At 56.4% G+C, this 12,950-nt stretch carries 11 protein-coding genes and 7 pseudogenes; 8 read left to right on the top strand and 10 right to left on the bottom strand.

What is annotated here, in order from left to right; all coding sequences use genetic code 11:
* Positions 1–25: 25 nt before the first annotated feature.
* The 8 genes and pseudogenes from dksA (at position 26) to GKE73_RS09175 (ending at position 7,100) form a co-directional block, all read left to right on the top strand.
* Positions 26–436 (top strand): RNA polymerase-binding protein DksA, encoded by a 411-nt coding sequence (dksA, locus tag GKE73_RS09210; RefSeq protein ID WP_230369827.1) that lies wholly within the window; start codon positions 26–28, stop codon positions 434–436.
* Positions 437–676: 240 nt separating this feature from the next.
* A pseudogene (locus GKE73_RS09205) lies at positions 677–2,186 on the top strand (DUF2345 domain-containing protein); the annotation flags it as partial.
* 550 nt (positions 2,187–2,736) lie between these two features.
* Complete coding sequence (locus GKE73_RS09200) at positions 2,737–3,123, top strand: hypothetical protein (protein WP_230369826.1); 387 nt, start codon at positions 2,737–2,739, stop codon at positions 3,121–3,123.
* A gap of 49 nt (positions 3,124–3,172) precedes the next feature.
* Positions 3,173–3,532 carry a hypothetical protein gene (locus GKE73_RS09195; RefSeq protein ID WP_230369825.1) on the top strand — a complete coding sequence of 120 codons (360 nt, stop codon included), beginning with the start codon at positions 3,173–3,175 and terminating at the stop codon, positions 3,530–3,532.
* A gap of 74 nt (positions 3,533–3,606) precedes the next feature.
* Positions 3,607–4,567 (top strand): annotated as a pseudogene (locus tag GKE73_RS09190) (IS5 family transposase).
* Positions 4,568–4,608: 41 nt separating this feature from the next.
* Positions 4,609–4,845, top strand: coding sequence for a hypothetical protein (locus tag GKE73_RS09185; protein ID WP_230369824.1), 237 nt, complete (start codon positions 4,609–4,611; stop codon positions 4,843–4,845).
* Positions 4,803–5,267, top strand: a complete 465-nt coding sequence (locus GKE73_RS09180; RefSeq protein ID WP_230369823.1) for a hypothetical protein — start codon at positions 4,803–4,805, stop codon at positions 5,265–5,267. The genes GKE73_RS09185 and GKE73_RS09180 overlap by 43 nt, the downstream gene beginning before the upstream one ends.
* 753 nt (positions 5,268–6,020) lie before the next feature.
* Positions 6,021–7,100, top strand: a pseudogene (locus tag GKE73_RS09175) (3-deoxy-7-phosphoheptulonate synthase).
* A gap of 97 nt (positions 7,101–7,197) precedes the next feature.
* Here GKE73_RS09175 and yedF read toward each other — a convergent pair.
* The 10 genes and pseudogenes from yedF to GKE73_RS09135 form a co-directional block, all read right to left on the bottom strand.
* Positions 7,198–7,395: pseudogene (gene yedF / locus GKE73_RS09170) on the bottom strand (sulfurtransferase-like selenium metabolism protein YedF); the annotation flags it as partial.
* A 32-nt stretch (positions 7,396–7,427) separates the two neighbouring features.
* The gene (locus GKE73_RS09165) at positions 7,428–7,658 is read right to left on the bottom strand and encodes a hypothetical protein (protein WP_230369821.1); all 231 of its coding nucleotides are present in this window, start codon (positions 7,656–7,658) and stop codon (positions 7,428–7,430) included.
* 28 nt (positions 7,659–7,686) lie between these two features.
* Positions 7,687–7,737 (bottom strand): annotated as a pseudogene (locus GKE73_RS25615) (hypothetical protein); the annotation flags it as partial.
* Positions 7,715–8,287, bottom strand: coding sequence for a YeeE/YedE thiosulfate transporter family protein (locus tag GKE73_RS09160; RefSeq protein WP_230369820.1), 573 nt, complete (start codon positions 8,285–8,287; stop codon positions 7,715–7,717). The gene GKE73_RS09160 and the pseudogene GKE73_RS25615, both read right to left, overlap by 23 nt.
* An 84-nt stretch (positions 8,288–8,371) precedes the next feature.
* Positions 8,372–9,475, bottom strand: a complete 1,104-nt coding sequence (locus GKE73_RS25610) for an AIM24 family protein (protein ID WP_230369819.1) — start codon at positions 9,473–9,475, stop codon at positions 8,372–8,374.
* Positions 9,430–9,600 (bottom strand): AIM24 family protein, encoded by a 171-nt coding sequence (locus GKE73_RS25605; RefSeq protein ID WP_230369818.1) that lies wholly within the window; start codon positions 9,598–9,600, stop codon positions 9,430–9,432. Before GKE73_RS25605 ends, GKE73_RS25610 begins: the two co-directional genes overlap by 46 nt.
* Before the next feature lie 63 nt (positions 9,601–9,663).
* Entirely contained in the window at positions 9,664–9,798 is a 135-nt protein-coding gene (locus tag GKE73_RS23110; RefSeq protein WP_280954855.1) for a hypothetical protein, read from the bottom strand.
* Between the two features lie 91 nt (positions 9,799–9,889).
* A pseudogene (gene fba / locus GKE73_RS09145) lies at positions 9,890–10,952 on the bottom strand (class II fructose-bisphosphate aldolase).
* Between the two features lie 82 nt (positions 10,953–11,034).
* Positions 11,035–11,475, bottom strand: coding sequence for a LysE family translocator (locus tag GKE73_RS09140; RefSeq protein ID WP_230369817.1), 441 nt, complete (start codon positions 11,473–11,475; stop codon positions 11,035–11,037).
* A gap of 337 nt (positions 11,476–11,812) precedes the next feature.
* A pseudogene (locus GKE73_RS09135) lies at positions 11,813–12,891 on the bottom strand (phosphoglycerate kinase).
* Positions 12,892–12,950 lie beyond the last annotated feature (59 nt).

Genomic DNA, 12,950 nt, shown 5'->3' with positions numbered 1-12,950 from the left:
CAACTCTATGCTGGAAGCACCAATTATGGCCAAGCTGACCGAACAAGATATCCTCAACTGGGACGGCGACGATTACATGAACGCCGACCACCTTGAGTTCTTCAAGGAGCGGTTACTGCAGATGCAGCAGGAGTTGCTCCATAACGCCAACGCCACTGCCAACCATCTGCAGGAGCAGGAAGCCACGCCGGACCCTGCCGACCGCGCCACGTTGGAAGAAGAATACGCGCTGGAACTGCGCACGCGCGATCGTGAACGCAAACTGCTGCAAAAGATCCAGGCCACCCTGCGCCTGATCGATGACGGCTCCTACGGTTTCTGCGAAGACACCGGTGAGCCGATCGGCCTGAAGCGTTTGCTGGCTCGTCCGACGGCTTCATTGTCGGTGGAAGCTCAGGAACGCCGCGAACGCATGAAACGCCAGTACGCCGACTAAAACGCCCCGGTTGTTAGCTTGATAAGCGCCATCCGCAATGCGGGGGCGCTTTTTGTTTGCTTTATCATCAAGCAATAAGCATTAAATGGATTGGGTATTACAGATTAGACCGGCCACCTGATTACAGCAGTAGTAAAGAATCTTTGCTGCTTCGTTGCTTTTCATCAGCGTATCTGAGCGGCTGGCCGGGTGGCATAAATACGCATCTACCTGGTCTGCAGCAGCCCCTCCGTACCGAGGGGGGACAGCCGTGAACAGCGTGAATTCGTCGTCACCCGGCAGACCTTCCGGGCGCGTAACAACCTGCCCGTCGACCTGCAGGGGGCGCTGTCCGGCCTGATCGGCCAACCCGAGGCGGATGCGGCCAAGTCGCCGTTCGAGACCGAATTCACCGCCCAGCGGCGCGGTCTGCCGCTGACGCCAGCGTATGCACACAGCGAGCTGGCCCGACCGACCTCCCGGGGGTACAGACCGCCACGGTGGTCGGCCCGGCCGGTGAGGAGGTGTATACCGATGCCCGGGGCGCATCAAGGTGCAGTTCCACTGGCAGCGGCCAGACGAACACCCGACCCTCGGCGCCAATCTCGATGACCAGTCCTCCTGCTGGCTACGGGTGGCCATGCCCTCGGCTGGCGCTTAGCTGGGGGCACCAGTTCATTCCGCGCATCGGTCAGGAAGTGCTGGTCGACTTCATCGAAGGCGACATCGACCGCCCGGTGATTGTGGGCGTGCTGTACAACGGTAGTCATGCCACCCCGGCCTTTAGCGGCGCCGGTGCCCTGCTTAAGCCAACAAGACCCTGTCCGGCATCAAGTCGAAAGAACATCAGGGTGGGCAATACAACGAACTGCTGTTCGACGACACCCCCGGCGAAGTGCGGGCCAAACTCAGCAGCGAATCCGGCAAGACCCAGCTCAACCAGGGCTTTCTGACCCAGCCGCGCACGAACGGCAAAGCCCAGCCGCGCGGTAACGGCTTCGAACTGCGGACCGACCAGCACGGCGCGATCCGCGCCGCCCACGGTCTGCTGCTCACGACCGAGGCACAGAACGGGGCCGCTTACCCACAGCTGGCACGGGAACACGTGCAAAGCCAGCTCGATGCCGCCCTCAACCTGAGCCAAAGCACTGGCCGACACCGCCAGCGCCCAGTTGGCCGACCGCATGGAAACCGGGCCGGAGGCCATCAATCCGGACAACAGCGCCGCCGGAAAGAAAGACAGCGGCCACCTGCAACACCACGTCGCGGCCCTCAAAGCCCGGGAAGTAAGCAGCAACACCGATAAAGAGGGCAAGACCGCCAAAGACCAAAGCGGTCAGCAACCGTTACTCATCCTGTCCGGCCCGGCCGGTATCGCCAGTGCCAGTGAACAAAGCCAGACCCTCAGCGCCTAAGCACCAACCTTAACCTGATCGCCCAGCGCGACAGCAACCACACCACCGGTCGCCGCTGGCTGCACAACGTCGGCCAGCACATCAGCCTGTTTGTGGCGGGGGTGAAGGACAAGGTGGCGCTGAAGCTGATCGCGGCCAAAGGCAAGGTACAGGTGCAGGCACAGAGTGGGGAGATGGAGCTGACGGCGGACCAGGATGTCACCGTTACGTCGTGTAAGGGCAAGGTGACGATTGCCGCCAGCCGGAAATCCTGCTGACCAGCGGGGGCGGCTATATCCGGCTGAAGGGGGGGGAACATCGAGATTCACTGCCCGGGCTCGGTGAGTGTGAAGGGGGCCAGTCATACACTGTGTGGGCTTAGCTAGATTCAACTTTGATTTCCCCAAGATTCTTGGCACTAAAGATGTTCATGATGAGAAGTTCAAAATAAACAGTATCGAAAGTCTGAATTTATATCGTGGCTACAAATATCGCATGACACTTGCTGATAACCAAGTAAAAGAGGGTACTCTGGATAAGGCGGGCGCTACTGGCAGACACTATACCAAACAATCAGAAGAGATAAGTAGCATTGACATATTGCCGTCTACCGTTATTAAACTAGATGAAGGGGACTACTAATGCTTGGCACTATAAAAAGCCACGGCGCTACCAACACTACCAAAGATAGTCAGAAAGAGCTATCCATGGATGATGGCCGGAAGCTTACCTCAGGTGAAATTGAGCTTTGCAAAAAGCTTTTTGGCAACGCAATCGACTATCGTTTCGTAAGAATACATAAAGGAAAACTCATTCCGGTGTGCAGTCTGGTCAAGTGTCCATGACACCATGGGGAGAGTTGTATATGCCTGAAAAAACTACAAGAACGATTTTTCCATTATAAAAGGCCAGCTAGACATACGAGATTTGCATCATTTCATTCACGAAACATCACATGTTTGGCAGTATCAAAGAAAGAAGAAACTTAGCCGTGGATTGCTCGTAATCTGTGGGGCAGCGTATGCACCAGCCACAGGAGTGGCTCAAATCATTGAGGCCATTTCTGAGTTACTGCCCACATCAATCGAAGAAATCGGCAAAGACATTGCTGGCTCGATAGATCCATACACTTACAAGGGCACCCCCCCAAAAGATTTTTTTGAATACAACATGGAATCACAAGCTGAAATACTTGCAGATTATTTCATAAGTGAAATTATGGGACATCATGGCTATATGGGAAAAAAATCAAACAGAAGAATTAGGTCAACTTTTTTTACGAGAAAACATTGGAAAATTTTTTTGAAGAAATAGACAATGCAACTCGTAGACCAAGAGATCTTAAATCCCAATGGAATTTAGTATGAAAAAAATAATTATATTAATTGCAACTTTCGTTTTGATAATAGCTGCATGGAACGGCAGACCAATAGAAAAACTTGCAACAATAGAAATTTTACATGGCAGACATGTAATTTTATTCAAAAAAAATTGCGAATACAGCGCTATTTCCTTAGACAACCAAAATGGTGAAAGCATCTCTGAATTAGTTTTCTCTGAGTATCCCGACTCGGGCCCCGTATTTAAGGAAAATACTTACATTGACATATCCAAAGCCATGAAATACCCACTTCAGCGTGGTCATGAGTATGGTTTAAGGCTATCAACAGACTGCTTGGGAAACAATCAAATTCCCGTTTATCGAATAAAGTTTCACACCTAATAAATATAGAAATACGGATTTGTTGGGCTTTGTTGCACAAATCAGGGCTTGCGCCCGTCCGGTAGAATGACAGCATGAGCACGCCCCTTCCCCCCAAGTACCAAACCATCAACTGGCAGTCCTACAACCAATCCCTCAACTGGCAGTCCTACAACCAATCCCTCAAGCAACGAGGGCAGCTCCTTCTCTGGCTCGACAAAGGCATGAACTGGCTGGCACCTGCTACCGGCAAACGGGGGACGGCAGCCAACTTTCTCCGATGCTGCCATCCAGTTCTGTCTCACCATCAAATGCCTCTTTGGTCTGGCGCTACGGCAAGCCACAGGTATGGTCGAAAGCATGTTGCGCCCGGCTGGGCTTGACTGGGCCGTCCCCGACTTCAGTACGCTTTCCCGCCGTCAGAAGGACCTGCAAGTTCGCATTCCGGTGCAGAAGAAGCAGGGTTGTCTGCATCTCTTGGTGGACAGCACCGGCATCAAGATGATGGGTGAAGGCGAGTGGAAAGTGAAAAGGCATGGTGCTGACTACCGCCGTCAATGGCGCAAGGTGCACTTGGGCATTGATGCGCAAACGCTGGAAATCCGGGCAATGGAAATGACCGACAATCGCACTGGAGATGCCACGATGCTGCCAGAGCTGCTATCGCAAATTCCGGCGGCAGAGGGACTGGTGACTCTGACCACGGATGGGGCGTACGACACACGCCTATGTCACGCAGCGATTGCCGAGCGTGGGGCGGCGGCCATCATTCCCCCGCGCAGAAACGGCCAATTCTGGAAAGGGAGTTCACTGGGCAATCAGGCTCGAAATGAGTCGCTACGCTCAGTGAAGTATCTAGGGCGCACACTCTGGAAAAAGTGGAGCGGCTACCATCGCCGCAGTCTGGTCGAAACGAAGATGCACTGTTTCAAATTGCTGGCAGACCGAGTTAAGTCACGGGACTTTGACCGGCAGGTGGCGGAGCTTCAAATCTGTGCAGCGATTCTGAATCGCTTCACAGCACTGTGCACGCCACAAACAGTCCGTATGGGATAAGTCCGTCTGGGCATTGGGGCGGCTCGGCCTTGAACTGATTTGTGCAACAAAGCCTTGGCTATACGAAAAATAATTTCGAACTTGATAATCTGGTTGCGAATGTGGGTGGGAGATTTAATCCTAAGGGAAGAAGAAGGCCATTGCCAAATGACCCGGATATTAATGATGGTGTTGATGTTGATCACGCCCATATCCTATTAGCAATGCGAGCAAAAACTTCTATAGGAGTTACTACTTGGCAAATATTAGAAAATACAGTAAAAAGCTTTATTTATTAGTTTTTTTGAGCGCTTTATCTTTGTGGGTTTTAGTGGCTTATTGGTATAGCTTATGGCCGTTCATTAGAACGGTTGAAGTCATTAAATTCAAAATGACAACCCGTGGAGTTATTGTAAAGCTTATGCCATCTTGGCAGGTTAAGGCGCCAACATTATTTTGTAGTTTTGATAGCGATAAGGGACGTCATTATACCGAATCAAATAAAACGGTTGGTAATGGTGGTTCAGATGATGTAATAATGGATGGGGGTGTTCTAACAATTGAGGTGGTCTTTGGCAAAGCACACTGGAAAGATATGTCTAGTGACGAGTTTAAAAAACTTGTCGAAAAGAACGAATACATTTATTGTAAATTATGTCAATCTAATTTTTCCTCGATAGAGTCTAGAGAGTTTTTAATTAAATTAAAAAATAAAAATTAGATATAATTTATCAAAAAAATCAACTCGTGTGTTTTGATGGCGTTTTTAATGATTGAGTTATCTTTTATTTTGTTTAAATGTTTTTAATAAATTTGGCCGAACGTTGACAAGCGTTTTCTGAGGAAAAATTATCAGTTTTTTGTGTGAAGCGAAAGTGGGGTACGCCATCAAGGAGCTGTGCTGACGGCATATATTTTCCGGATTTATGCCTAAGTATGTAGCTTCTCACAGGTAATCAGCACCGATAACGGCACAGAGTCCTGCCGCAAAACTATATTGAACTGGATATATTTAGTAGGGGGCGCTACCACAGATTGAACTGGCCAAGATGAGTCAGAATGCTTCTATTTACTCCTTCAACGGGTCTTGTGCAATGAATACCTGAACAAGTTCGAGTTTACCAACTTGGCTTATGCCCGTATTGAGATAGAAAGATGTCGCTGGGAATTGAGGAGAGGCAGAAGCGGGGCTCGGTAGTTTGACCTCGGCTTGCATCCAAATAACGGGCTGCTCTTGCCGTCCCTTCATTGGCACTGAATTCTGATCTTCAGTGGTCCTGACGAAGAGGGAACGTCGTCCGCTTTGAATGGTTCTCCTTAACATAGTTTGTGTACCAGTCAGTGATAGATGGATGTTATGGCGTTTGGCGCGTGCAGCGGCTGTTCCAGCTGGTTGAGGGGGTTGTCGCCATGCGCGGAATAAGGGTATCTTGCTGCCATGCAATGTAGAAACTGAAGACCAATAGGGACACCCATGCAACGCCAGACCGACGATGTCCGAATTCGTGATATCAAAGAATTATTGCCGCCGATTGCCCACCTGTACGAGCTGCCGATTACCTCTTCCGCGGCAGACGTGATCTACCATACCCGTCGTGACATTTCCGCGCTGCTGCATGGCGAAGACGATCGCCTGCTGGTGGTGGTGGGTCCCTGTTCGATTCACGATACGCAAGGCGCGATCGAATATGCCGAGCGCCTGATGAAGCTACGCCGCGAGCTGTCGAACGAGCTGGTGGTGGTGATGCGGGTGTACTTTGAAAAACCGCGTACGACGGTTGGCTGGAAGGGCTTGATCAACGATCCGCGCCCTGGATGAATCGTATGACATCAACGCCGGTCTGCGTATTGCCCGTCGCCTGCTGCTGACGCTGAACGATATGGGCATGCTTAAGCCGCGACCGAATTCCTCGACATGATCACGCCGCAGTACTTTGCCGACCTGATCAGCTGGGGGGCGATTGGTGCCCGTACCACGGAAAGCCAAGTACACCGCGAACTGGCCTCTGGCTTGTCTTGTCCGGTGGGCTTCAAGAACGGCACCGATGGCAATCTGAAGATTGCCGTGGATGCGATTCGCGCCGCCAGTCAGCCGCACCACTTCCTGTCGGTGACAAAAACCGGCCATTCTGCCATTGTGCAAACCGGTGGCAACCCCGATTGCCATGTCATCCTGCGCGGTGGCAAGGAACCGAATTATTCGGCTACCCACGTCAAGGCGGCGGCGGCAGAACTGGCCGCCGTCGGCTTGCCGCAAAAGCTGATGATCGACTTCAGCCATGCCAACAGCCGCAAGGATTTCAAGCGCCAGATGGAAGTGGCCGACGATGTGGCCGGGCAACTGGCCGCTGGCGATCAGCACATTTTTGGCGTGATGGTGGAAAGCCATCTGGTGGAAGGCCGTCAGGACCTGAAGCCGGGTTGCGAGCTGACCTATGGCCAGAGCATTACCGATGCCTGTATCGGTTGGGATGACACCGAGAAAATGCTGCAGACCTTGGCCGATGCGGTCAAGGCACGGCGTGCCAAGGTGGGCGTACCGTCCGGCAAGTAATGCCAGCTTGGCGTTGGCCGGGGTTGGCCGAAACGCCCGGGCAAATAAAAACCGCTACTCCAAAGAGTAGCGGTTTTTTCATGCTGACTTGGCGGATTTAGCGGCGGATCAGGTAACGGATGGTTGGCCCATCCTGCTGGATTTCCAGCACTTCATAGCCATGGTTGCGCGCATCGACCGGGATATTGTTGATGGATTGCGGGCAATCGGTGACTACTTCCAGAATCTCGCCCGGTTGCAGTTGCGGCATGGCTTCCAGCGTGGCGACAGCCGGATAGGGACACGGTTCGCCCATCATGTTCAGGCGATAGTTGGGGACATAGTTGCTCATGCTGATTCCTTGGCCAGTTGCGAGGCACCCGCCTGACGGGCAAAGAAGCGTTTTTCCCACCACAGCACGGCCAGCATGGCCAGCGCCAACAGCAGGTAGGTGACGATCAGGCCACCCTGCGGGCCAAAGACCTGCAGCAGGTTGACCTTGTCGTAACGGGTGGCCACCAGCGGGGCCAGATTGTCCCACCAGGGCAGCGAGCAAGGTGGCACCAATGATGTTGCCAAGGCCCACCCACCAATAGTGCACCTGACCTTCTACCGCGCGGTACATCCAGCCGGTTTCACAGCCGCCAGCCAGCACGATGCCAAAGCCGAACAGCAAGCCACCGATCACCGCATTGGGGGGCCCACATGATCTTGGGTGCCACGCCCAGCTGCACATAGCTGTAGACGCCGATGGTACTCACGGCCATACCGATGATGATGGCCTTGGCCATCTGCGTGCGGCCAGTGATCCACAGGTCGCGGAAGGCCGAGGTGAAGCAGACTTGCGCCCGTTCGATGATCAGGCCGAAAGCCACCCCGAACAAGTAAGCCAGCCCCAGTTTGGGCGCGTTGAAGGTTTTGGCCACCGTCCACAGCACAAAGGCGGCAAACACCAGCATGCCAAGGCGGAAGCGGCGGCTGGCCTGACCGGCATCCTGGCTTAACGGCTGCGCGGCGCTGACGGCCTGCAGTTTTACCGGTACGCGGAACAGGGGCAACATGGTAAAACGGGCGCCAAACCACGAGCCGACAGCGGCGGTCAGGGCAAAGAACCAGGCGTGCAGCGAAAACTGCGGAATGCCGGTGAAGAAGGCGGCAAGGTTACAGCCCATGGCCAGTCGTGCGCCGAAGTTAAGCAATGATGCCACCGGCCACCGCCTGCACGATACGGATGCGGTGCTGCGGCAGGCGCAGCTTGACGTTATTGGCCCATAGCGCGGCGGACAGGCAGCCTAAGCAAACATGCCCAGAATCATCATGCCGTCGACTCGATCCAGCGGTGTGCCATCCAGATGGATGACCTTGAAATAGCCCCGGGTTTCCGGGTGATAACCCAGCAGTTGCAACAGATGGCCACCCCAGCGGGTGAATTCGCCGGTTACGGCCCAGAAGGTACCGGTGAGGCCGAAGTAATAGGCCGACAGTACCCCGGCGGCGATCACCGCCGGTACCGGCGACCAGAAGCGCACCAGATAATCACGTTTGAACTCTTGCCAGCTCATCGCCAGACGTTCCTCTCTATGGCTTGGGACATGTCCCGGCAGTTGGATAAAAAGCAAACGGCACCATGCGGTGCCGTTGAGGCGAAACAGCCGTGCGGCCATTTCTGTGGATGGCCGGATTTTCGCACCGAATCCTATCGGCCAGCAATGCCGGTTGCCTGATCGGTGGGCGTTAGCCGTCGCGGTCGCCCAGCCATCCACCCAGCAGCGAGCCTTGTTCTTTCTGCTCGCCCCCGGCACGCGGGGCGGCTGCCAGCAGGCGGTCGGCCAGTCGTGACAGCGGTAGCGATTGCAGCCAGACTTTGCCCGGCCCGCTGAGGCGCGCCGGGGAACAGTCCTTCGCTTAACAAACAGAGCGCTTTTGATCTTGCCGACATATTCGATGTCGAAGCTGACGGTTGGCTGGTAGGCCACCAGACAGCCGGTGTCGACGCGCAGGGTTTCGCCCGGTGCCAGCTGGCGTTCGGTCAGCGTGCCGCCAGCGTGCAGAAAGACGTAGCCATCGCCTTCCAGTTTTTGCAGGATGAAGCCCTCGCCGCCAAACAGGCCGACGCCAAACTTTTTCTGCAAGGCAATGCCCAGGCTGACGCCCTTGGCTGCACACAGAAAGCTGTCTTTCTGCGCATACAGCACGCCGCCCAGTTCCAGCAGATGTACCGGCACAATCTTGCCGGGGGTGGCAGCGGCAAAGGCGACGCGGCGCTTGCCGTGGCCCCGGTTGACGAACACGCTGGTGAACAGTGACTCGCCGGTGAGCAGGCGTTTGCCTGCGCCCAGCAGCTTGCCCATCAGCCCGCTCTGGGCCGCGGAGCCATCACCGAAGATCGTGTCCATGGCGATGCCGTCCTGCATGTAATACAGGGCGCTTCACCCACGGCGGCTTCGCCCGGGTCCAGTTCCACTTCGACATACTGCATGTCGTCGCCGAAGATTTCGTAGTCGATGACATCCATACTCATGGGCAGCTCCTGTAGTGGCGTGGTGATTGCATACTATGCCATCTGCCACACGCGGCAAGCGGCTCAGTCGGCGTCGTCCGGGTTGGGCTTGCCGTGTCCGGCCAGCATCACCCACAGGTGGAAAGCCAGCCCGACAAGCGGCACCAGCCCGAGCAGGATGACAAATACCCATTCCAGCGGCGATAACAGTTCGGTCATGTTCGGGTTTCCTGTTTCGGCCAACCTTGGCGGGTTGGCCGAAAAAAGGCCACCTTGCGGGTGGCCTGATGATGACAATGGGCGCTGCCGTTTATTTCACGATCTGCGCCAGTTCGCCCTTGGCGTACTTGGCGGCCATGGTGTCGAGGTTGACGGCCTTGATCTTGCTGGCCTGACCGGCAGAACCGAAGGCTTCGTAGCGGGCGATGCAGATGTCGCGCATGGCCTTGATCGATTCGGCAAAGTATTTGCGCGGGTCGAAATCGGCCGGGTGTTGCGCCAGATAACGGCGGATGGCGCCGGTGCTGGCCAGACGCAGGTCGGTGTCGATATTCACCTTGCGCACGCCGTGCTTGATGCCCTGCACGATTTCTTCCACCGGCACACCGTAGGTTTCCGGAATTTCGCCGCCGAATTCATTGATGATGGCCAGCCAGTCTTGCGGCACCGAGGAGGAGCCGTGCATCACCAGATGGGTGTTGGGGATGCGGGCGTGGATTTCCTTGATGCGGTCGATACGCAGCACGTCGCCGGTCGGGCGTTTGGTGAACTTGTAGGCACCGTGGCTGGTGCCGATGGCGATGGCCAGCGCGTCCACGCCGGTGTCCTTGACGAAGCGGGCGGCTTCTTCCGGATCGGTCAGCAACTGGCTGTGATCCAGCGTACCTTCGGCGCCAACGCCATCTTCCTCGCCTTGCCGGTTTCCGAGCTGCCCAGACAACCGATCTCGCCTTCCACCGACACGCCGCAGGCGTGGGCGAAGTTGACCACGGTGCGGGTTACGCCGACGTTGTAGTCATAGTCGGCCGGGGTTTTGCCGTCGGACTTGAGCGAGCCGTCCATCATCACCGAGGAGAAGCCGAGCTGGATCGAGCGTTGGCAAACGTCCGGGCTGGTGCCGTGGTCCTGATGCATCACCACCGGGATGTGCGGGAATTCTTCTACTGCCGCCAGGATCAGGTGGCGCAGGAACGGCGCGTCGGCTGTATTTGCGGGCGCCACACGAAGCCTGCACGATAACCGGAGCATCCACCTTGTCGGCGGCTTCCATGATGGCGCGCATCTGTTCCAGATTGTTGACGTTGAACGCCTAGCAGGCCGTAGCTGTGTTCGGCGGCGTGGTCCAGCAGTTGTCGCATTGAAACAAGTGCCATGAATCTCTCCCAATACCTTCCGCCGCTGGCGGAAGCAAAGTTACAGTAGTGAAACGGGCGCCTTGTGGACGCCCTGTTGCCATCACGATACGGTTACGGCCAACCGTGGCGCGTCAGTGACGGGAAATGCCCGACAGCAGCACGCCAGCGCCGACGAAGGCCCCGCCGGATACCTGGTTGACCAGCTTGAGGCGACGGGCCGAATTGAGCCAGCCCGCCAGCCGCGAACCGCCGAAGCAGCATAGACAAGCTGCCGGGACGATTCGATCACGAAAAACGTGGCCGCCAGCGCCGCCAGTTGCGGCCCTTGCGGCAAATGCGCGTCCATGAACTGCGGGAACAGCGCGGTAAAAAAGATGAACGCCTTGGGGTTGCTCATCGACACCAGAAAACCGGTGCGGAACAGCGCCCACGGCGTGTGACGGCTGGCGTCCTGTTGCTGCACTTCCGTCACCGGTCGCGGCACCGCACGCCAAGTGCGGATGCCCAGATAGATCAGGTAGGCGGCACCGGCATATTTCACGATGGAAAACAGCAGTTCCGACGTGGCAAGCAGCGCCCCCAGCCCGGCGGCCGAGCTTAGCCATGATCAGTGCCAGCCCGGTCAGCAGCCCGGTGCAGGTGATGAAGGTCTTGCGTACCCCATGATGAATGCCGTGCGTCATGGCCAGCAGCATGTTGGGCCCCGGCGTGGCCGAGACGAAGAACACGGTGGTGACAAACAGCAACCAGGTATTGAGCGGCATGGGGTGGCTCCGGGCAAACAGTCAGTCCATCAGTTTAGACCGTCACACCGCGGTAAGCTACTGCCGGGTGGAACTAGCCTAGCCGTTGGCGCGGGCAGCCAGTACGGCAACCGCTTAAGGCTCCTTGCCTTCCGGGAATTCCGGGAAGGCACCGCCACCGGTGGAGATATAGCTGATTTTGCCAGTGACGCCAAACTTGGCAATCGCCGACAAGGTGTCGCCACCGTAAGCAATCGAGAAGGCCTTGGATTCGGCAATCGCTTCGGCCAGCGTGCGCGTGCCGTGGCTGAACTGGTCGAATTCGAACACGCCAACCGGGCCGTTCCAGACCACGGTACCGGCTTGTGCCACGATGTCGGCCAACTCCTTGGCGGATTGCGGGCCAATGTCGAGGATCATGTCGGCCTTGGTCACTTCCGACACGTCTTTCAGCGTGTCGTCGGCGTTTTCCGAGAATTCCGGCGCGCAGACCACGTCGGTCGGCAGCGGCACGTTACCGCCACGGGCGCGGATCTTGTCGATGACTTTCTTGGCTTCGCCCACCAGATCCGGCTCGGCCAGACTCTTGCCTACGCCTTTGCCTTCGGCCAGCAGGAAGGTGTTGGCGATGCCGCCGCCGACGATCAGCTGGTCGACTTTATCTGCCAGCGATTCGAGGATGGTCAACTTGGTCGATACCTTGGAACCGGCGACGATGGCCACCAGCGGGCGGGCCGGAGCCTGCAGGGCTTTGCCCAGCGCTTCCAGTTCCGCTGCCAGCAGTACCCCGGCACAGGCGATGGGCGCAAATTGAGCCACAGCGTGGGTGGAGGCTTCGGCGCGGTGCGCGGTGCCAAAGGCGTCGTTGACGAACACGTCGCACAGGCTGGCGTAGGCGCGCCCCGGTCTTCGTTGTTCTTTTTCTCGCCCTTGTTCAGGCGCACGTTTTCCAGCATCACCACTTCACCGGCCTTGATGTCGAGGCCGTTTTGCCAGTCAGCCACTACCGGCACGGTCTGCGTCAGCAGCTCGGACAGGCGCTGGGCCACGGGAGCCAGGCTGTCTTCCGGTTTCGGTTCGCCTTCGGTCGGGCGGCCGAGGTGGGTCATCAGGATGACGGCGGCACCGGCCTTCAGGCAGTGCAGGATGGACGGCAGCGAGGCACGGATGCGGGTGTCGTCGCCGATCACGCCGTTTTTCACCGGCACGTTCATGTCGACGCGGATCAGCACGCGTTTACCGGCGAGGTTTTGTTCGGTCAGTTTCTTGAATT

It is taken from the genome of Paludibacterium denitrificans, from assembly GCF_009707705.1.
GTDB classification, from domain to species: Bacteria; Pseudomonadota; Gammaproteobacteria; order Burkholderiales; family Chromobacteriaceae; genus Paludibacterium_A; species Paludibacterium_A denitrificans.
The sequence above is the reverse complement of the archived record's forward strand: the minus strand, read 5'-3'. Positions and strand labels throughout refer to the sequence as shown.